We start from the raw sequence: 21,233 nt of genomic DNA on the forward strand, positions 1-21,233 counted from the left end.
AGCTCATTATTTTCACAGCACCATGCTCTGTTCCCTTTGGCCGAGCAGTAATTTAAAAGTTATGTACAAATCATTTACACTTGTCATTTTATTCCTTTTTGCCAGCCGGTTAATTATAGCTCAGGCTGGAATCCTTGACCCTTCCTTTGCTGATGGCGGGATTTTTAACGTTGACCTTAATGGAAGCCATGATGTGCCCCAGGGAATTGCCTTGCAGGAAGACGGTAAAATGGTGGTCATTTTATCAGAAGATTATCCTGGTGTGCCCAATTTTGATATTGCCATCGTTCGGCTTAATAGTGACGGCACCATTGATAGTACCTTCGCTGACAATGGGATTTACCATTATATAAATCCGGTAGCCACGGATCTGGCTTATCACATCCAGGTATTGGAAGACGGAAAAATATTGGGAGCGGGGGCCCATGGCACCAGTGCTGCCAACCCGGACTTGTTATTGATAAAGCTCAATGCGGATGGCTCTCCCGATCCGTCATTTGGCACCAATGGCATTTCCATCCAGCCTGTTGATGCCAGTGAGGATTATATTCGCAGTTTTGTAGTCAATGAGGAAGGTCAGATTATTGCGGGAGGTTACAGCTATCCTCCCGGGTTTTATGCCGCCCGAAATTTCGTCGCCAGATTTAACTCCAATGGATCCCTGGATTCAACTTTTGCCGAAAACGGCATTTTCATCTGGAATGACAATCAAACCTTTAATCACATCCATGACGTCGCTTTTGCCGAGGATGGCGGCATTCTCGCCTGTGGAAGATCCGCCCCTTTTGGCGCTGACCGTATTTCTCTTTACAAAATCCTGGAAGACGGCAGTGCCCTGGATTCAACTTTCGCCACAAATGGTGAAATGCTGGCCCCGTTCGAAGGCACTGCTAACGGTATGATCGTTCATTCCAACGGAAACATCCTGATTACAGGAAATAGCTCCGCTATAAATGGAACCAATCTTGTCGTGCTGGCTTTTGACCAGGGTGGGGTTCCCATCGCCGATTTTGGTATAGATGGCGTATCATACTTCAGCGCTGAAGACTACAATTATGCCAACTCAATTATAGAGCAGGTAGATGGTAAAATAATGGTCGCGGGAAACAGCGGTGGTTCTATTTTCACGGGCGGCCCTCCAGGGGCACTCTTATCGGTAAGGTTTGAAGAAAACGGAGTTATCGATCCTTCCTGGGGAGAAACAGGTTATGTATTAACACCGATACCGGGCACAATTGGAGCAACAGCCAATGACATCGTCATTCAGCCAGATGGCAAAGTTGTTCTGGCAGGTCAACATGCAGCCGACGGAGGAAATGACATGGTCGTCGCCAGGTATGGCAATTTTATTGATCAGGATGAGGATGGTTATGGCATTGATGTGGATTGCAACGACCTTGTATTTGCCATAAATCCCGGAGCAGAAGAAATTCCCAATAATGACATTGATGAGGATTGTGACGGCATAGCCCAGGTGATCGACCTCGACATGGACGGGTATGATTCTGACAAAGACTGTGACGACATGAATGCAGCTGTCAACCCTGGCGCAACAGAAATACCCTATAACGGGCTTGATGATGATTGTGACGCAACCACCCCGGACGATGACCTCGATGGAGACGGCTTCATTTTGGCCGACGATTGTGATGATACCAATGCCTATATCAATCCGAACGCAACAGAAATTCCGAATAATGACATAGATGAAGATTGCGACGGCATGGACCTCATGGTTGGGGTCAATGAAACGGCTTTATCACAACAGTTTTTGGTTTACCCCAATCCTGCCGGCCAACAGGTGAACATCGAATATGATGGAAATTCAATTATCACGGAGAAAATCCGGATCATGGACCCTTCAGGGAAAATGCTTAAAACCCTGGAGCCCTCAGGTTTTGAGGGTCTTATTCAAATCAACCTGGAAAGTTTCCCTGCAGGTTTATTGATTTTGATCATCCAGACCAACGAGGGCATAGCGGTCAAACGCGTCCATAAACAATAAACCATTCATCGAAAAGAAGTCTCATAATGGGAACGAAGAGCCAGGGTGTCAGTTAGAAATGATGTCCAGGTTCTTCTTCCTTAATGAGCGATCAAATTTACATTGTCCCCTTCTTTACAATGAACTGCCTGTGCAACAATTTCCAGGCAGTTTTTTTATGGCAGCAGCCACCCGTATTTTTCCCAATCTTCCAGGTAATCCACATCAGAAAGTACCGGGAGTTCGTGCCAGGATTTTTCCATTCTCTTTATACGTTCAACCGTTTGGTCAAAAACATGGGGAGTACTCCATTCCATGTTATCAAATAATTCATGTGCAGGGCTTCGCATGCCGAGCAGGTAATATCCTCCGTCCAGGGCCGGGCCGATCACGAAAGGATGGTTGTCCAATTGCTGGAAAGCTTCTTCAATAATTTGTGCATTGATTTGAGGAATATCACTGCCTACGAGGACTGCTTTTTCGTGGGTTTCGAGGGCAGTGAGAAAAGCGTGAAACATTCGGTCACCTAATTCATCTCCGACCTGAGCCATTTTCAAAAACAGGTTGTTGTTCCACTCATCCCCCCGATTCACGACATCCGCATAAAAAAGCAGACGATCCACTTTCAATTCAAGCACCGTTTCACGAGTATGTTTTAGCAAAGCTTTATAAATCTCCAGCGCCTTTTCATCGCCTACCGAACCGGCCAGGCGTGTTTTCACTTTGCCGAGTTCCGGGTTTCGGATAAAAATGATGAGTGCTTCAAGTGAGGAAGGGATAATTGGCATAATCATAAGTTCTGGAGAATGGTAGGTATTTAACCGCAATGTTCGCTAAGGAGGCGCAAAGGCAATGATTACTTTTCGTACTTTGCGCCTCCCATTGCGCTCCTTGCGTTTAAACTAATGTTCTTTCGGTTTAAAAACCAGCTGCTGAGCATTTTTTTCAATCTCCTGCCGGTTCATTTTCTGGGTATGGTATTGCACGTTCACATACATTTCGGCCTGGTCATCATAATGGTCACTCATAATGTTGCCTGATTGTCCGGTGGGATTGATATTGAGGGAATGATCCACGTCCGCAAAGTCGAGCAGGATACGCAGGGCCGGACCGCTTTGAACTTTGTATTGGTCATCGGCGGAAAGGACATGCTCCTGTTTGTTGGGCACCCCGTTTCCTCCTGCTGTAGGAAAAGGCCCGACGTTAAAGATTTTGTCAAAAGGCTTTTTCCGGCCGATGGGATGCACATGCGTCAGGATATTGACATCCGCCCATCTCCATTTACTAAGGTCCCTGCCCAGGCCGGCATACAAATTGGCCGCCGTTTCTTCAAAGGCTAACTTAAAAATGTCTTGCTGGCTTTCACGGACATCAGACGTAGACACATTGTCCCACCAGGGGGAAGCCGGGTTGTTGATGAAATTCGGAATACTGTTTCTGTAGGAATAAGATTTTAATACTTCTTCAAAAGCTAAGGAACTGAGTTCATCGGCCATACACTCAAGGGTCATAAAATAAATGAATTTATTGTACACAATAGCCGCCTTGCTCTCCGCGCCATGTTCACCGCTCCAGCCGTCCATCAGGTTAAGCAGGGTCATTTCGTCCTCCGTCAAATCACTATTTTTGAGCAGGTCCACTATTTTCATCGCATTATCCGCATGGATGGCCGAGGTATAATCTGCATGAATATTTTTCATTTCCTCAATAGTCCAGTCGTTTTTGGAAGAAAGCAATTTCGTGATCCGGTCAACCCGTCCGTTAGGCAGGTAATACCCTGGATAAATGATCCCGTTTACCGGTTTGGGTTCGTTATTGGCAGAAACCAGGAAACCCGATTCAGGATTTTCACTTTGCGGATTTTCCGAAAAATCATAATACCCCAGTAACTCATCGGCCCCGCTGGCGCCATCGAGGAATTGGGCCGGGTTGACATGAGCGGGGCGTTTCGGAATTTTTCCTGACGACCATAAGGCAATGTTGCCGTCTTTATCCCCGTAAACTACGTTGAGTCCGAGAATGTCATTGGTAGCGGCGGCGGCGCGGGCCTCATCGATATTCCTGGCATGTCCCATATCGTAAAACGCCTTCACCGAGTTGTTGGGCAATTCAAACAATGACCACCAAAAGCTGACGGGAGCTTCCCCCATCCCTTCCATCACCTCATTCATAATGGGGCCGTGGCGGGTTTTCTTCACCGTACATTCCACATCGGCAGCCCCTTTGACTTTGATCACTTTTTGTATTTTTTCTACGGCTTGCCAATGGTCATCAACCCACACTTCATCAGGGTTTTCAGGATTGGATTTTTCCAGGTAAAGATCACTGATATCCATCGGAAAGATCGTCATCCCCCAGGAAATATCCCTGCTGTGGCCGATGGCGGCAAAAGGTACGCCGGCCAGGTAACTGCCATAAAAACTAAATCCCGGGTATTCGAGATGGGCTTCATACCAGACTGAAGGCTGGGAAAAGGCGATATGCGTATCATTGGCCGTGATCACCTGGCCTGATTTCGATTTTGAAGAACTGACCACCCAGGCATTACTGCCTTCCCACACGGGGAGATACAGATCGGGAAAAGATCCTTTCAGGGACAACGCATTGTCCGGCAATCCCGCGGAGTCTTGGGTCATGGTCGGCTGATGATAGGAAGCATAGTTCATAAACCAGTCTTTGAGGTATTCCTGGCCATAAACTTTTTCTATTTCTTCCAAAACCAAATCAATTTTAAACCCGTTCGTAAAAGCCATCGCCATATAAATAACGGTGGAATACATGTCTTCCATGGTGTAAGGCTCCTTTTTGATGCCCAACAGTTGGAATTCAAGAGGCATGGTCCCGGTATTGATGAAATGGTTAATCCCGTCGATATAGGCAAACCCTTCTTTTTGCATAGCGGTTTCCCGTGCAGGAAAGGCCAGGGCTGCCATGCGTTTGGCTTCCTCCCTGACGCCCAGGGTCAGAAAGTATTTGTCCGTTTTGACAAGATCGGGCCCTAAAAGTTCAGCCATCCTGCCCGAGATCAACCGCTTAATGAGTTCCATCTGAAACAGTCGTTCCTGGGCATGTACATAACCGAGTGCAAAATAGGCATCCTCTGCATTTTCGGCATAAATATGAGGGATACCGAATTCATCAAATAACACCTCCGTTTCGGCGCTGATCCCTTCAGCCACCAGGCTGCCTTCATATTGCGGTGCCTGTTTATTGAGGTAAACAAAAACTACTGCCACGGCTACAACAAGGAGAACCAGAATAGCAAGTAAGAACCGTTTTAAAATTTTCATGTGTATTAATATTTTTTCTGTGACAAGACACACCTTTATCTGTCAATAGTATATTGTTGTGGTTGATGTTTGGAAGCCATAAACTATATGCCTTGTGTGCGCCTCGAATGGTAAATATATTCTTTTTTCATGAAGGATACAACTGAGCTTACTCTGTTGACTGAGGCGTGAAAGTCTCTTAAATGAATGGGCAACCCTAAGAAGCATTTGCAAGCCGATTCAATTTGTTTTAGTCTTGTTCAACTGACCATCTACCACAAAGCAACGCTTTTGTCATATTTGAGGGGGGACTCCTCTTTAGTCGGGTTGAAGCGGAGACAAATATGTCAATTTATTTTTATCAAAACCACAAAGCTGTCTTCATGTGGTAGTGGTTCCACTAATTCTTCTTATAGGTTTTGGAAATGCTTACATTTTTTCAATCACTTCAGCTTTCAGCCATTCAAAGGCTTCCGACTGGTTATATTCTATTTCCGGTCTTAATATGGCTTCCATGTCGCCTTTAAAGTCCAGATCATTTTCTTTTGACTCTATGTTAAGTAAAAACACTTTTTGACTTGGTGGTTTTTTCTCCGTGGCAAATTCTGTGTACTGTCGAAAGCATTCAAGGATTTCTTCAATGTTTATGTCGATATTTTTCCTGGCATAATCCAAGTCAAACAAGTCACGTCCTTTACTTCTTTGGTACAAGGCCCTTAGTTTGGTGCCGAGCAGTTCATTGATGCTGTAAGTCCGTACGTCACAATGTCCTTCAAACCATTCGCTTTTCACTTCAAAAGGGAAGTCTACCCAGTCAAGCACGTTGAAATGTTCTCGACAATTGATTTCAAGTTTCAGCCGCATCCGAATTGCTTCATACTCAGAAGTAAATCGGTACAAGGCTTTGATACCGTGGCCTTTGTTTTGTGTTTTTCGGGCTTCCTCAAAAAAGGTGATAACTTCCCCAATACGCTCCATTATCGGTTTGATGGGACCTGGCTTTATTTGCACCAGGTCAATGTCTTCTGAATACCGTGGGGCAGGGTGTAAGTAGAGTTTATGCAATGCAGTACCTCCTCTGAATGCCAGATGTTCTCGAAGAAAGTCATCCGAGAAAATTTCCACCAATGCCCTGCTTATGATTAAGTCTTGCTCAACCTGAGCAAATTCTTTCCATGGTGCATGTTCCTGCCATCTCGCTATATATGGTTTGGCAATCATAAATCACTCTCCAATTTAAGGTTTACATCTATTTTCCAACGGTTATTAGCACTTCCTGGTTTCTGATTTTTCTTTGGGCTAAGTAATACCGGATAGTAGGGTTGTTGCTTCAGTTCTTCATATATGATGTCGGCAAAGGTATTCTCCCCAATTAGTTCTTCCAGTAAAAATCCAGCCCTTTGAAGTGAACTTTTATGGCTGTACCAAGAAGTGAGTTCTTTTATGTCAGCCTCATTAATTTCTTCAGTTAGTTCTTCTAATGAAGCCAGCATGCGATTCAGTCCACCAATTTTGGTATGGTGATGGATCAGATCGATAAAAGTGAGCGCTGGAGAGGACACTTTATATTCCCCGGCATCCGATTTTTTAATTTCAATATTGTTCTTTGGCCAATTCCCGGTAGTCAAAAACTGAATATCAAAACTCTTCTTTTTAATGTCAATTAGTTTTGGTATTTCAATAATGAAATAATCTCGTTGTGATTGCTGATGACTCGCTCCATGGATTTTTGCAGCAGAGAATAATCCCACATAATACTTGCGATCAAGGTATTTGAATAGTTTATCAGCATACAACTGAATGGGTAGTTTTTCTGATGAAGAGTATCTGGGAGGGATAATTAGATAAAATCCTTTTCTGAGGCTCAGAATTTCTTTCTTCTCCGTCAATCTTGATATTTCTCTTTTGACGGCAACTGCGGCTTTGGAGGAGTTTGTAGTTACCTCTTCGAGCGAGAAGGAGTATTCCTCAAATGATTGTAATTGCCTTATGTATTCTGAAACAGTCAATCTTAGAAAAATTTTGAGAAAGATACGTTTTTTTGGTAATAATCTCGAATAATTTCTAAAATATTTTAGAATTGGAAAAAACATTCTCTTTTGCTTGCGAAAGTTTAGCCTGTAGTTATTACAGGAAAATGTGCCTGCTTAACGTGTTGAATTTCTTAAATGGGGCATATCTTCCCGCTATTCCCCCACGCTAAAATGCCGGCTTGTGATATTCATCAATCCAAAACGCCCGGCAATTCCACCACAAAGGTGGTTCCCACGCCCACTTCCGTTTCAAAATAAATACGCCCGTTTGCCGCTTCCACAATATTTTTGGACATCGCGAGACCGAGGCCCATTCCTGAATTTTTGGTGGTAAAACTGGGTTCGAATACACGATCCTGCATGTCTTCAGGAATGCCTTCCCCGTTGTCCACTATTTTTACCACCGCACGATTTTCTTCATTTTTCAGCACGATAGCAATGTCCCCGATGCGGTCCTCGGGAATTGACTGCATGGCATTTTTGATGAGGTTGTTGAAAACACGCATCAACTGGTCACGGTCGGCGAAAACACTGATTTGTTCAGAACATATATCCAGGGTGAGCTGGGTATGCACAGGAGCTTCCTTTTGAAACAGCTGGTGAACGGACTCCAGCAAATGGTTTAAAACGAAAGTCGTATTTTCCGCCTGGGGCATCTGGGCAAAATTGGAAAACTCAGTCGCAATTCTGCTCAGGCCGTCAATTTGTTCAATCAAGGTATTGGAAACGCGGTCAAGTAAGGGTTTCGCCTGTTCGGGATCGGCCTCAAAAACACGTTTGAGGTGCTGAAGGTGCAACTTCATGGGTGTCAGCGGATTCTTGATCTCATGAGCCACTTGTTTTGCCATTTCGCGCCAGGCGCCTTCGCGTTCCGATTGTTTGAGTTTGAGGGCACTTTCTTCCAGTTTACCGATCATTTTGTTGTAAGCATTCACCAATTCACCGATCTCATCATCGCTTTTCCATTCCAGCGATTCGTTTGAACTCAGGTTGGTACGTTTGAGCTTTTCAACCAGGCTCACCAGGGGATCCGCCACCCGGTTGGCCACTATTATACTTATCGCAGCGGTGATCAAAAGCAGGAAAACATAAACGTTCAATAAATTTTCCCAAAAACGATACAGGTTCGTTTCCTGGTTTCGCCGATTTACGGAGTCGGAAAGTTCGGTTCCATCAGGGTTGATAGAATTGCGGAAAGAAATGGTAGTCACCAAACCCATAGCAAAAAAAGAACAAAGCATGAGAATGATGATATATAATTGCACCTTATTCCTTAGCGAGGGCCCCCAAAATAAAGGAAATTCCTGCGTAAGCGGAAGAGCCTTGAAGTAATAATTAAGTACAGACAGGAAGATGACCGCAAAAATGAACAGGCTGAACACAGAAGAAAACAAAGTCATCGGGCGGTAAAAGCCCCCTACTTCTCTCCCTATGATCACCGTGGTGTCGTTCAGGCTGCTATAGATCACATTGGAATTAAACCCACTCAAAGTCTCATTCCATCCCCCGGCAGGAGGCAGCATGGTTTTTAGGGTGTCGTTGAGCAATACCTTCCCGTTTTGCCACACAAAACGATCTTTGTAATAGACCGCAAAAACGTAATCTTCCAATTGCTCCAGGTTTTTGTAATGCTCAGCAGGCTGAACATTATTGTTTTCCATGGGGCGAAGGCAAATAATTACCGTATTAAAAGAAGTGGTATCACCGGGAATAGGAAAATGTTTTTGGGTAACATAAACGTATGCGATATCATTTTCAGGAGTGTACAATAATTCGTTTATGGGAGCCTCTTTTATGCTTTTGAGCAAAGAAAAACCTTCTGCCGGGTTTTTGTCCTCGATGAAGGAGTGTCCAAAATTTTCATTCAAAATATACACCTCGTATGCATACACCCGGGAAAGGTATTTCTCCCGGCGCATCAGGGCATCCATTTGCCGCCGAATATTATTTTCTTCAAAGGTAAAAGGCACCGGAGCCGTAAAATACAATACCAGGCTGTCATCGGAAAAAACATCTGCCAGGAAAGGCTCCAATTGGAGCTCAGCGGTGGAATCCCTTAGGACGGACAGTTCTTTTGCCAGCTCCAACCTCGTTTCGAGATCACGATCCAGGTTGTATTTATAAAAAACAAAAGCGGTAAATATAGAAAAAGCGACCATCCACGAAATGAGCCAGGTGAGACTCGTGGTCCTGCTGTCGATATAAAGGTCGAATAATAGTAAGTAAACAAAAGCAATTAACACAGACTGGTAAGCAGGGAAATCCAGGGTAAAAAACGGGACAATAAAGAAACTAATCCCCAATACCGCCAACAGGGTCATCAATCGGACATTCCTGGGCAAGCCCGTCCTGAAAACATCGAGAATCATCCGGTGAGAAAAAATAAAAAAGGCGATGGTTAGCAGTAACGCACTGATGATATGAATATAAGCTGCTTTTTCAAAATGCAATATATTCTCAAAATCAAGGACCACCTTAGACTCATAAACGAGCCATTTAAACTGACGGGTGAGCATAAACAACCCTGAAATGATGCCCAGGTAAATGAATCCTGAAGTCAGCATCCTGAAGGTCTGGGTTGCGTTTTCCGGGATTTCATAGGTAAATCTCCGGTGAAAAACAACGCTGATCCATAAAACAAAAAGACTGCTATTGAGCGCACCCGGATACCAGTAACACAGCATGATGAAAAAAACGGCGATCGCCAATGTCAACAAATAGCGGTTTTTCATTTGTTTTAAACATTTTACGAGACACTCGACTTTTGGTTGCCTGTAAATTTAGGATTTCTTTTGAGAAGCAAGTAAAACGGAAGGTATATTTTAGCAGGTCATCAATTTGTTAAACTTGGACTATGATTAGGAAATATTGCCAACAGCCCTTAATTTTCACTGATTTTCCAAATAAATGCTCCTTATGATGCTAAAACGTTCCTTTATTTTGTTCATTGTCATCTGCTTTTCCTGCACGCCCGAGCAAGAAAATAGCGGACGAGGCAGTAAGGACATTAACGGAAAATGGATAGGCTCTTATACTTTTGAACTGCAGATAAAATCGGGTGATTCCTTCCACGACATCAGCAGCTATTTACCTCCTAAAAGGTTCGACTGCGAAACCTTCCCTCATGAAAAGCAGGATGAAATCTGGTTTTCAAACTTCCATGACCTGGGCGTTTGCGTTTTTGCCAAAGTTTCCGATGATCAGGTTACCATTCCTATCCAAGAGTTGAATACTGACCCGGAATCGTTGGGATTTGGCAGCTTTCCGTATGCGCCTGTCCGTACCGTTTCCGTAAGAGGCTCAGGAGAAATTATCGAAGTGCCCAGAACCGATACGACGCCGGCCGGGTGGGCGGTAACCTTAAATTACCAACTGCTTTACGACAATCAAATCCTTTGGAATGTTTCGGGCCATGCTTTTCAAAATCCGCTTCCCGGAAGCTCCTCAAAGGCCTGTGAATGAACGCCCGGAGGCAGCCTTTTCATTGATTGGTGTTGGTCAAAGAAAAAACATGTAAACTTAGGCCGACATTGGTTACAGGTGATTTGTGAGACTGGTCCTTCAGCCCGGGAACTCCTGGCTGCATCCTGAAGATTTTTTTTGGATGGTTTTCCAAAAAAATTGGAAGGATGCTCATCTGCACCACCCTTTGGGGAGGTTGCATGCATTTTAAATCATATCAGGCGGCTTTCTTCGCAAGATAAATGTATCCCGCCAGCACCACAAACAAGCTTCCAATTATGGTCCAGAGTAATGCCCCGTTTAATGCCCCTTTATGACCTCCTGCTTCTTCCACGATGGCCCAGGTGATATAAGCCATCAGGATCATGGTCCACAAGTTGGTAATTTTGAGCATCATGACTGCCAGGGCATACTGGTAAGCCTTGTTCTCTTCCGTAATTTTGACCGGATAATTATACGTTGACGGGGACATTTTTCCGATAAAATAAAGCAACAAATAAGTACCCAGGGCAATCGCCGGAAGGAGAAAGATCATGGCTTTGCCGCCCCAGGCATCCGGCTCGCCCTGAAGATTGAAATGATGCGGAATGGTTTCCGGCAGCGTACTCCATTTCAACGCTACGTAGATCCACATACCAACCAACAGGAAAAGGCTAAGTAATTCAATCAACCGTTCCTGGTCACCCAGGGGAAGATCATGTTTTGAATTTTCCATACCGTTTTTTTTATAAAATTAATTCCCGGTTCATTTTCACCACCATTTTTTTTGATAAAAATAAAAAAACACTCCTTTCGGGTAACTTTTCCTGTTTCGTAAGGATACAATAACACGAGAGGCCATGTGAATCATGGCAAACTGAACGGCATTGGCCGCCAGGAATTTTTCACTTAAAACCTACACCCAAATTCCGTTTGATATGAAAAAAGGCGTTTTTATTTTAATGACAGCATTCTTTTGTGCCATGACCACTTTCGGGTTCTGGTACGTCTCCCAAAAAGTCATCAACGATCAATTGCGGGCCATTGAACAAAAACTCACCACTGTTCATCTGAATCCATAGGCCGTAAATCAATAGGGTCAGGAAAAGCCAAAAGATTTTTTGGGGGTTATGGATTAGCTTTGGGCAAAAGCCATTAAATTTGAGCCTCATTGTTATTTGCTGATCAATACCCAACAGGATGAATGAACAATTTGCCAACCTGAATGCGACAAGGGCTCTATTGAAGTCTGTCACCAGTGATCTTACCGTGGAACAGCTCAATAAAATTCCCAAAGGATTCAATAATAATATCGCCTGGAATCTCGGCCACATTCTCGTGACCCAACAACTGCTGGTTTACGCACTGACGGATACCAAACCCCTTATTTCAGAAAACCTGATCCAGACCTTTCGTAAAGGCACCGCCCCTGAAAAAAGAGTTTCAAAGGAAGTTTTGGACGAAATCATGTCAGGCCTGGCCACTTCGGGACCCCGGATGGCAGAGGATTATCAAAACGGGATTTTCGGAAACTTCAAGGAATACCCTACCAGTTATGGAATCGTCTTGCACAATGTGGAGGAAGCCATTGTTTTTAATAACATGCACGAAGCCTTGCACCTTGGATATATCATGGCCATGAAAAGGGCGTGGTAGTTTATTAATTTTCAGAGTTTTGAGATGACTCCTCAAGTTGATCACTGCTAATCAAGAAACATTTCCCACAATAGCTGCCGGGCATCTGCTTTCATGCGTTCGTAATTTTCTATTTGTTTATCGGATAACAGCGGCAACAGCTCCCTTTCCTTTTTTTGATTGATCTCTTTCATTTTAAAATAAGCCGACCACCAGCTGATCTCCTGGTCGAGGATTTCCTTTTGGACGATCTTTGCATATTTGAGGTTTAGTGCACGGAAAACAGGAACCTCTCCGGGTTGTAGTGGCAACTCCTTTATCATTTCATCGGTTATGATGGCGCAACGTTTTTCGGGTGTATCGTAGTTTTCCGGGATGGTTTGCCCGGTGGCCACGGACTGAACAGCCAGCCATAAAAACAGGATTGGAATAATAGAAAAATACCCTGACATTTCGTTAGAATTTGGTAACCGGAGCCATAAAGCAAAAAAGGGCAGCCGAAAAGAGGGTGCTTTCCGGCTGCCTAGTCATGCTAAAAGGTACAGATTGTGGGTGAAAGGAAAATGAATCATCACAGGATTAATACAGGTCTATTTGATAGGAGTTGCCATTGACTACCACCACTGCAGCACCATTGCCCTGGAAAATAACTTCTGCATCGAAGCTGAAACTGTGCCCCGTTGTGCTGGTGCCGGAGATGGTCAGATCAGCGGTGCCGCTTTCTATCCTGCGGGTTCCTTTATTTACATTCAGGTTGGTAATCGTCATTTGAATGGTGGAAGTGAGTGAATTTTCATTCCTCACTTTAGAAGTCTGGCTGCCGGAACGGCTGTAAGTTCCGTTTAATACATAGTTGGTCCCCAGAATCAGGTTGTCGAGGTTCCAGGCACTGCTTGAAGCATCTGCTGATTCCATGCGAGTAGTTTCATAAGTTCCCTGTGATTCTCGGCTGAAGTCGAGGTTAACAGGAATTTCAGCATTGTTGCAGTAAACGGTCCATTCCAGGTGATTGCTGTAAGAAGCCGTGATAAAGGCATTGCTTTCAACTACTGTAAAAGTTGAATCAAAGGTAACTCCGCAAGGTTCATTAAAAGTCTTTTCCGCATATTTATCGGCAACTTCGGCCGCATCTTCCAGTTCGCTTACCAGGCCTTCAGTATCCATGGTCAATGCTCCTTCGATCACATCAACGGCATCTTCTTCGGAAATAGTCATTTCGATTACAGGAGTATCGTTCCCTTTTCTGTCGCAGGAGGTAGTGAAAGTCATCACAAAAAGCATAGCAAAAAGTCCAAAAGATTTCAGGAGGGTGTTCATGATTTTTGAATTTTGAATTTGAGTTTTCATAATTAAATTAATGTTTTAGATGAATGAATAATTTTTATTTTGAATAGTTGATACAAAACAAAAGGGTTTTACATCTTAACAGAAATTTATTCAATGAATGGTCAGGCTTTTTCAACGATCGGCAGGAAATTCGGTTGTATTGAAGAAGATTGAGGGTGATTGAAGAAGATTGGACGAAGATTGAGGGAGATTGAAAAAAAATTCCCAACTTTGCGTCATGGAAAGACAGATTCACAACTGGTACAGCCCAAACCTGCAAAAACACATGGATTTAGCGGTTTACGGGCACTACGGCTTCGCTTTACTTTTGATCCCTACTGCGGCGGCGGATTATCTGGAGTATGAGCGTTTTTTGCTTATCGACGCCATTCGCCACTATATTGATTCAGGAAAAGTAAAAGTCTTTTCCATTAACAGCATCAACTCTGAAAGCTGGCTCAATGACAGGATGCATCCACGGGATAAATCCATCAGGCACCAACAATTCAACTCCTATGTCTTTCACGAAGTAGTGCCGTTCATCAGAACGCATACCAGTCAGGATACGCCCATCATTACTTGTGGCGCTTCGCTTGGTGCATTACATGCTGCTAACTTGTTTTTCAAACGCCCTGATCTCTTTGAAGGGGTTATTGCCATGAGTGGCGATTATGACCTCAGCACCTATACCAAAGGCTACTATGACGAGGATGTGTATTTTAATTCCCCGCTCCAATACATGGCCAACCTGGATGACAATTTTTTCTTGCCACGATTGAGGGGGAAAAGACATATTCATTTTCTTTCAGGAACAGGGAATTACGAAAATCCGGATGCTTCCCGACGCATGTCAGGCGTGCTGCATGCCAAAGGTATTCCACACGAACTGGACATCTGGGGACCGGACATGACCCACGACTGGCCCACCTGGAGGGCGATGCTGCCTTATTACCTTGAATCGAGGTTCTGATTGAAGATTGGGAATTGGGGTTTTGGGTTTGTTTAAACGCAAAGGACGCCGGGATGGCGCGGAGCTCGCAAGGAAAACGCTACTCAATACAGGCCAACCCTTATAACATATTACGTAGAACCCAGCAACCAGCAACCAGTGGAATGAAATGACATCCCGATACGTAGTGTCGGGGCAACCAGCAACAAGCCAAAGCCTACCACTCCATTCCCGGGAAAGCCCGCTGCATATACTGCATTTCTGCCAAGAGATGACCGAGGTGCTCGGTATGCCGCCCCAGTTTTCCACCACTTTGCATCCACGGAATGTCCGGTGAAACAAGGGTAGCCTGTTTTAGCACCTGGGTTACCTTTTCCTGGTATAACGGTTGAATACCCGCCAGGTCAACCCCAATTCCCAATGCTGCCATCTGTTCGTCGATTGCATCAGGTAAGCATAATTCTCCCGTGTACATCCAAAGATCATCCAGGGCCTCCTGCATTTTAGCATGGCTCTCTTCAGTCCCATCCCCCAGGCGAATCAACCATTCGGAGCTGAACTTCAGGTGATAAGTAATCTCTTTCAGCGACTTGGCGGCAATGGCGGCCAGCTGTTCATCCTTGCTTTGGCAAAGTTCCTGATGAAAAAGATAGTTGAACACATCAAAAAGAAACTGTCGGACGATAGTTTGTCCCCAGTGGCCATTAGGCTGTTCAACCAGGAGCATATTGTAAAAGGCGTGCTCGTTTCGTAAAAAAGCGAGGTCGTCCTCCGTTTTTCCCTGTCCTTCCATTGCTGCAGCATAGGTGTACAGGTTGCGGGCCTGGCCGATGTAATCGAGCGAAAAATTGGTAAGGGCTATATCCTGTTCGAGAATTGGTCCGTGTCCGCACCATTCTGCCAAACGCTGTCCCAGAATGAGTGCGTTATCCGCGATACGAAGTATATATTTGAAATGAGCCTCCTGACTGTTCATGCTTTAAATATTTTTCACCTCTTTGGGAATAGAATAAAAAGTTGGGTGGCGGTAAACCTTGTCATTGGCCGGCTCAAACATTGCATCATTTTGGTTAGGGCTCGATGCGGAAATATGTTTTGACTCCACCACCCAAATGCTTACCCCTTCATTACGACGGGTATAAACATCACGTGCATTTTCAATAGCCATCTGTGCATCTGCCGCGTGCAGGCTGCCGACGTGTTTATGGTCTAATCCATTTTTACTTCTGATAAATACTTCCCAAAGGGGCCAGCTGTTATCCATGGTTAGGTTTTTAATGGTTCAAGTTGTTTAAGTTGTTCAAGGGGTTCAATTAGTTCAAATTGAGCGAAACGAAATCCTGTACCGTAGGTCGGGAGGGCAGGTTGGTTATTCAACTTCCGTCCATTGCCTTATCAGCTTACGCCGGAACCGCTTCTTCTGCTCTTTTTTTACGTTTTTCGGCCCAGGCCAGTGCTGCTTCTCTTACCCAGGCACCTTCTTCGTGAGCTTTAACCCTGTCGTGCAAACGCTGACGATTGCACGGGCCATTGCCTTTTACCACGGCCCAAAATTCGTTCCAGTCGATCTCCCCAAAATCATAATGACCTCTTTCAGGATTCCACTTCAAATCAGGATCAGGAATGGTTAGTCCCAGGTATTCTGCCTGGGGAACGGTGACATCGATAAACTGCTGGCGCAATTCATCGTTGGTCTTTCTTTTGATCTTCCAGTCCATCGACTGTTGTGTATGAGGGCTCTCATCATCTTTAGGTCCAAACATCATCAGGGAGGGCCACCACCAACGGTTGATGGAATCTTGTGCCATTTGTTTCTGCTCTTCGGTACCGTTACACATTGCGATCAGTAATTCATACCCCTGTCGCTGGTGAAAACTTTCTTCTTTACAGATCCGGATCATGGCACGGGAATATGGGCCGTAGGAGGTCCGCTGCAACATCACCTGGTTCATGATGGCCGCACCGTCAACGAGCCAGCCGATGGTACCGATATCTGCCCAGTTGAGACTGGGGTAATTGAAAATACTGGAATATTTGGCCGTACCTTCATGTAATTGTTGCAGCATCTCATCGCGATCAATTCCTAAGGTCTCAGCGGCGCTGTACAGGTAAAGTCCGTGCCCGGCCTCATCCTGGATCTTTGCCAGCAAAATAGCCTTTCGCCTCAGACTTGGGGCGCGGGAGATCCAGTTGCCTTCCGGTAACATTCCTACTACTTCAGAATGAGCGTGCTGGGAAATTTGCCGGATCAGCGTTTTGCGATATGCCTCCGGCATCCAGTCCTTGGGTTCTATTTTTTCATCGGCATCAATCTTTGCCTGAAAAGCTTTTTTCAGTATTTCCGTCGACATGAATTATTTTTTTTGTGGTGCAAAGATATGTATTTTTTAAAAACGAACAGTTGTTCGTATGGAATAATTAAACAGCCGTTGAGCCGACATTGTTTTTAGCGATCCATTTTTCGGGTATTTCACTCATTCCCGGGTCCTACTTATTGATCCTGTCATTGTTTCTACTGCTTAACCTTTTCCATTCAGACGATGACATCTGTTCTGGGATCGGGCCTGAGTTCCAGCTTCAGGCGGCTGTTGAAGAAGGTATTTATTTTTTAGATAGATTCGACATGCAGAATCATCTTGCGGTTAATTTGAAAAAATGCCCCCAGTATTTGGCATAACTAAAAACATGAGTTCATCCCGGATTTTCAAAAAATTTCTATTTCAGACAGTTTTTGAAAATCCGGGATGACTCATGTTTAATCCCCTTTCAATTAATACATTTTTATATTCCCGTAAAACAACAGGATTATTATCTATCTGCTTCCAGTGCCTTGCGCACACTTCCATGCTCCAGCAACAATTCCCTGGCTTCATCCAGAGGAAGTTTGAGCATATTTTTCAGCATCTTCGCCCCGCGGTCCACGAGTTTGGCATTGCTGAGTTTCATATCGATCATTTTGTTGTCCATCACCCGTCCCAGGCGGATCATGGTAGCGGTGGAGATCATATTGAGTACCAGCTTTTGGGCGGTGCCGGCTTTCATGCGGGTGCTGCCGGTGACAAATTCAGGGCCGGTAATGACCTCAATGGGGTAATCGGCCTTTTCGGCAAGAGGGGATCCCGGGTTGCAGGTGATGCATCCGGTGGTGATGCCGTTTTTCTGACAATCATCCAATCCCTCCACAACATAGGGTGTCGTGCCGGAAGCGGCAATGCCTACCACGACATCCTCTTTATTGATCAGTTGTGTTTTTAGATCCTGCCATGCCTGGGTGGTGCTGTCCTCTGCATCTTCGACGGCCTTTCGGATAGCGTAATCACCGCCGGCTATCAAACCAATGACCCAATCGTCAGGCACCCCAAAGGTAGGAGGGCATTCCGACGCATCCAAAATACCTAGTCGTCCGCTTGTACCGGCTCCAATATAAAACAGCCTGCCCCCTTTTTCCATTTTTTCCACGACCACTTCAACCAGTGCGATAATCTGAGGAAGGGATTTTTCTACCGCCAGGGGCACACTTTTATCCTCCGTATTGATGTGGGTGAGCAAATCCGTTACACTCATTTGCTCGAGGTGTCGATAATTTGAAGGTGATTCCGTTATTCTTTTCACAACAGTGCTTTTCAATGAAGATGTTTAATATTAAATCAATAACTGATGTAATGCACGACAGCATAACAATTGTTCAATCTAATGCCCAATTGAGGAGCCGGCCCGTTGTACCTGATATTGTAATCCATTCGATTGATCGTAGCTTTGATATTATTCCTAATCTTTTTTCCAAATTCTTAAATGCTGCGTAAGGTCAGTCAATAATCTGGTATAAACCAAAGTCCGACAATTTCGCTATTTCATTGGACACGAATCTACTCAGCGGGAAATTTTGAAAACACAAAAACGTAAAAATCAATTGCTCAACAAATCTTCGATGTTTTGTTTTTAAAATTGCTCGCCACATCTGTTTTAAAAAACCTTTTCCATGATGGCCTGGATCGTTTCCGAATCGCCCATAGTATAATAATGAAGACAAGGCACCCCAAATTCCTTTAATTCCCTGGATTGCATGATGGCCCATTCGATGCCCACCTGCCTGCGATCTTCGGGCGTTTTGGCTTTTGTAAATTCATTGACGAGCGTTTCCGGCATATCCACATGAAATAACCTGGGCAGTGAACTCAACTGGTGGATTTTGGAAACGGGTTTTAGCCCCGGAATAATGGGCACCGTAATACCCGCTTCACGGCATTTTTTGACGTAGTCGAAATATTTTTGATTGTCATAAAACATCTGCGTCACGATATAATCCGCCCCGGCTTCAATCTTCGCTTTGGTATTTTTCAAATCCATATCCAGGTTAGGCGCCTCAAAATGTTTTTCCGGGTAACCGGCAATGCCTATGCAAAAATTCGTTTTCGAACCATTGGCAATATCTTCATGCAGGTATCTTCCCTTATTCATATCCACGATCTGTCTGATCAGGTCTATGGCATAAGAATGTCCTTCTTCTTCAGGGATGAACCGGCCATCAAACTGACGGGCATCCCCCCTCAGGGCGAGGACGTTATTGATATCCAAAAAATTCAGATCGATCAGCGCATTTTCGGTATCCTCTCGGGTAAAACCTCCACAGATGAGGTGAGGTACAGCATCCACCCCATAACGATGCATGATGGACGCACAAATGCCGACGGTCCCCGGGCGCTTCCTGATGGCTACCTTCTCAAAATATCCGCTGGAGCGCTTTCGGTAAATAAAATCTTCCCGGTGGTAAGTAACATCAATAAAAGGAGGTTTAAACTCCATCAACGGGTCGAGGGTATCAAAAATGGCCTGCATACTCCCGCCCTTTAATGGCGGAAGGACTTCGAAAGAGGCCAAAGTATGGCCATTGGCTTTTTCGAAATATTCGGTGACTTTCATCTTTAATGCATGTGTTTTGGTTCAAGGTCTTACTTTAGTCAGGCCATATTTTAAAATGCAAAACTACAACAATTCTATTCCTTTTTTTTAACGCTCATCCAAATTTCCACCTTCAAAAGTATTGCTATAATTATAATTTGCTTTCCTCTTAATTTTTAAACGACAAGAAAAGGGTAATCAATAGAATCTTCGATGAAAAATACCATTTTTTCGTGATTTCGATTTTTTTTTCACATAAAACTTGCTTTTGAAGGGTAAAACACCATATATTTGAATGAACGTTCGGTCAATAAAAAAATATGTCACCAAAAACAGAAAATCAATTTGAAGTCATAAGACAGAAAAGTGTCGCCAATATCAAGGAGACTGCCTTGGAATTATTTGCCAAACACGGATATCACAGTACCTCCATCAGCCGCATTGCCAAGGAGGCCGGTATATCGAAAGGGCTGATGTATAATTACTTTGACAGTAAAAAAGACCTGCTTCATGACATACTGCTGGAGACTGTTGAGGTAACCGAAAAAGCAGTAGCGGATGTCATGTCTCCTGATGACACGCCATTTATTCAGCTCAAGAAAATGATGGATGCACTGATCAAAAGTGTTCAAAATGACATAAGGCACTGGAAATTGCTGACAGCACTGGCCGTGCAGACGGATGTCATGGAGGAGTTGCAACAGGTCGTTCAGGAAAAACAGCAGGCCTTCATGGAAATGGGGTTGGGCATTTTCACTCAATTGGATGTGGAAGATCCCGGAATGGAAGTTATGATGTTCGGAGCTTTGCTCGACGGGCTGTTTCTCCATTACCTGAGCTTTCCGGAGGCTTATCCTATTGAAGAAATGAAGGAATATATTTTAAAAAAATACGAACCAAAATAAATTTTAATAATGAAAAGACTGAATTTAATATTCATAACTCTCCTGTTTTTTGGATTAAATTTTTCCGGGATGGCACAGGGAACCCCTACCGCCAAAGAAATAATAAAAATATCGGATGAAAAGGTAAGGGGATTGTCGAGTTATGCGGAATTGTCGATGAAAATCATCCGTCCTGACTGGACACGGGAGATGAAAATGAAAAGCTGGAGTAAAGGGAATGACCTCGCCTTAATTGTCGTTACCGCTCCTGCCCGTGACAAAGGAATGGGATTCCTTAAAAGAGGCAACGAAATGTGGAACTGGCAACCCAGTATCGACCGAACCATCAAACTCCCGCCTTCGATGATGCTCCAATCCTGGATGGGCTCCGACTTTACCAATGATGACCTGGTCAAGCAGTCTTCCCTTGTCGTTGATTATACCCACAAATTGTTGGGCAAAGAAATGGTCGAAAAACGAGAGTGCTATAAAATAGAACTCACTCCGCTGGAAGACGCTCCGGTAGTATGGGGCAAAGTCATTATGTGGGTTGACACCGAAGAGTATATGCAAATGAAAGTTGAATTCTACGATGAAGACGGCTATCTCATCAATACCATGCTTGGGAAAAATGTGAAAATGTTAGGAGGTAAATTGTTGCCTTCGGTAATGGAAATTTTGCCCGAGGATCAGGAAGGCAATAAAACCATCATCGAATATTTGTCGCTGGACTTTAATCAAAATCCAAAGGATGATTTCTTCTCCATTCAGAATTTGAAGCGGGTAAGGTATTAGCCTGGTTGCCCCGACACT

20 protein-coding genes are annotated in these 21,233 nt (G+C 44.3%); 7 read left to right on the forward strand and 13 right to left on the reverse strand.

Annotated elements, in window-relative coordinates; all coding sequences use genetic code 11:
• Positions 1-61 precede the first annotated feature (61 nt).
• Entirely contained in the window at positions 62-2,005 is a 1,944-nt protein-coding gene (locus H6571_10780) for a T9SS type A sorting domain-containing protein (GenBank protein MCB9324208.1), read from the forward strand.
• 155 nt (positions 2,006-2,160) lie between these two features.
• Here H6571_10780 and H6571_10785 read toward each other — a convergent pair whose 3' ends face one another.
• From H6571_10785 to H6571_10805, 5 genes are all read right to left on the reverse strand, one after another.
• Positions 2,161-2,772 carry a TIGR04282 family arsenosugar biosynthesis glycosyltransferase gene (locus H6571_10785; GenBank protein MCB9324209.1) on the reverse strand — a complete coding sequence of 204 codons (612 nt, stop codon included), beginning with the start codon at positions 2,770-2,772 and terminating at the stop codon, positions 2,161-2,163.
• A gap of 114 nt (positions 2,773-2,886) precedes the next feature.
• Positions 2,887-5,274, reverse strand: a complete 2,388-nt coding sequence (locus H6571_10790; protein ID MCB9324210.1) for a penicillin acylase family protein — start codon at positions 5,272-5,274, stop codon at positions 2,887-2,889.
• A gap of 408 nt (positions 5,275-5,682) precedes the next feature.
• Positions 5,683-6,474, reverse strand: a complete 792-nt coding sequence (locus H6571_10795) for a nucleotidyl transferase AbiEii/AbiGii toxin family protein (GenBank protein ID MCB9324211.1) — start codon at positions 6,472-6,474, stop codon at positions 5,683-5,685.
• A complete protein-coding gene (locus H6571_10800; GenBank protein MCB9324212.1) occupies positions 6,471-7,262 on the reverse strand; it encodes a type IV toxin-antitoxin system AbiEi family antitoxin in 792 nt (263 codons plus the stop codon). The genes H6571_10795 and H6571_10800 overlap by 4 nt, the downstream gene beginning before the upstream one ends.
• Positions 7,263-7,477: 215 nt before the next feature.
• Positions 7,478-10,018 carry a hypothetical protein gene (locus H6571_10805; GenBank protein MCB9324213.1) on the reverse strand — a complete coding sequence of 847 codons (2,541 nt, stop codon included), beginning with the start codon at positions 10,016-10,018 and terminating at the stop codon, positions 7,478-7,480.
• Between the two features lie 184 nt (positions 10,019-10,202).
• Here H6571_10805 and H6571_10810 point away from each other — a divergent pair, with 184 nt between their 5' ends.
• Positions 10,203-10,748, forward strand: coding sequence for a hypothetical protein (locus H6571_10810; GenBank protein MCB9324214.1), 546 nt, complete (start codon positions 10,203-10,205; stop codon positions 10,746-10,748).
• Between the two features lie 217 nt (positions 10,749-10,965).
• On the opposite strand, the gene H6571_10815 is transcribed toward H6571_10810, so the two are convergent.
• Positions 10,966-11,463, reverse strand: a complete 498-nt coding sequence (locus H6571_10815; protein MCB9324215.1) for a DUF1648 domain-containing protein — start codon at positions 11,461-11,463, stop codon at positions 10,966-10,968.
• Positions 11,464-11,665: 202 nt separating this feature from the next.
• Between H6571_10815 and H6571_10820 the strand changes: the two genes are divergently transcribed.
• Complete coding sequence (locus H6571_10820; GenBank protein ID MCB9324216.1) at positions 11,666-11,809, forward strand: hypothetical protein; 144 nt, start codon at positions 11,666-11,668, stop codon at positions 11,807-11,809.
• Between the two features lie 118 nt (positions 11,810-11,927).
• Entirely contained in the window at positions 11,928-12,383 is a 456-nt protein-coding gene (locus H6571_10825) for a DinB family protein (GenBank protein ID MCB9324217.1), read from the forward strand.
• A gap of 47 nt (positions 12,384-12,430) precedes the next feature.
• On the opposite strand, the gene H6571_10830 is transcribed toward H6571_10825, so the two are convergent.
• Entirely contained in the window at positions 12,431-12,814 is a 384-nt protein-coding gene (locus H6571_10830; GenBank protein MCB9324218.1) for a hypothetical protein, read from the reverse strand.
• Between the two features lie 127 nt (positions 12,815-12,941).
• On the reverse strand, positions 12,942-13,679 hold the full coding sequence (locus H6571_10835) for a hypothetical protein (protein ID MCB9324219.1): 738 nt from the start codon (positions 13,677-13,679) through the stop codon (positions 12,942-12,944).
• A 247-nt stretch (positions 13,680-13,926) separates the two neighbouring features.
• Between H6571_10835 and H6571_10840 the strand changes: the two genes are divergently transcribed.
• The gene (locus tag H6571_10840) at positions 13,927-14,658 is read left to right on the forward strand and encodes an esterase family protein (protein ID MCB9324220.1); all 732 of its coding nucleotides are present in this window, start codon (positions 13,927-13,929) and stop codon (positions 14,656-14,658) included.
• Between the two features lie 196 nt (positions 14,659-14,854).
• On the opposite strand, the gene paaC is transcribed toward H6571_10840, so the two are convergent.
• The 5 genes from paaC to metF form a co-directional block, all read right to left on the reverse strand.
• Entirely contained in the window at positions 14,855-15,613 is a 759-nt protein-coding gene (paaC, locus tag H6571_10845) for a phenylacetate-CoA oxygenase subunit PaaC (protein ID MCB9324221.1), read from the reverse strand.
• Between the two features lie 3 nt (positions 15,614-15,616).
• The gene (gene paaB, locus H6571_10850) at positions 15,617-15,901 is read right to left on the reverse strand and encodes a 1,2-phenylacetyl-CoA epoxidase subunit B (protein ID MCB9324222.1); all 285 of its coding nucleotides are present in this window, start codon (positions 15,899-15,901) and stop codon (positions 15,617-15,619) included.
• A gap of 136 nt (positions 15,902-16,037) precedes the next feature.
• Positions 16,038-16,988, reverse strand: coding sequence for a 1,2-phenylacetyl-CoA epoxidase subunit A (paaA, locus tag H6571_10855; protein MCB9324223.1), 951 nt, complete (start codon positions 16,986-16,988; stop codon positions 16,038-16,040).
• A 457-nt stretch (positions 16,989-17,445) separates the two neighbouring features.
• Positions 17,446-18,249 (reverse strand): N-acetylmuramic acid 6-phosphate etherase, encoded by an 804-nt coding sequence (gene murQ / locus H6571_10860; protein MCB9324224.1) that lies wholly within the window; start codon positions 18,247-18,249, stop codon positions 17,446-17,448.
• 351 nt (positions 18,250-18,600) lie between these two features.
• Complete coding sequence (gene metF / locus H6571_10865) at positions 18,601-19,557, reverse strand: methylenetetrahydrofolate reductase [NAD(P)H] (GenBank protein MCB9324225.1); 957 nt, start codon at positions 19,555-19,557, stop codon at positions 18,601-18,603.
• 299 nt (positions 19,558-19,856) lie between these two features.
• Here metF and H6571_10870 point away from each other — a divergent pair, with 299 nt between their 5' ends.
• Positions 19,857-20,441: a TetR/AcrR family transcriptional regulator gene (locus H6571_10870; GenBank protein ID MCB9324226.1), complete on the forward strand. Its 585-nt coding sequence runs from the start codon at positions 19,857-19,859 to the stop codon at positions 20,439-20,441.
• A gap of 9 nt (positions 20,442-20,450) precedes the next feature.
• Positions 20,451-21,215 carry an outer membrane lipoprotein-sorting protein gene (locus H6571_10875; GenBank protein ID MCB9324227.1) on the forward strand — a complete coding sequence of 255 codons (765 nt, stop codon included), beginning with the start codon at positions 20,451-20,453 and terminating at the stop codon, positions 21,213-21,215.
• Positions 21,216-21,233: the final 18 nt, after the last annotated feature.

This window comes from Lewinellaceae bacterium (assembly GCA_020636105.1).
Lineage (GTDB): Bacteria > Bacteroidota > Bacteroidia > Chitinophagales > Saprospiraceae > BCD1.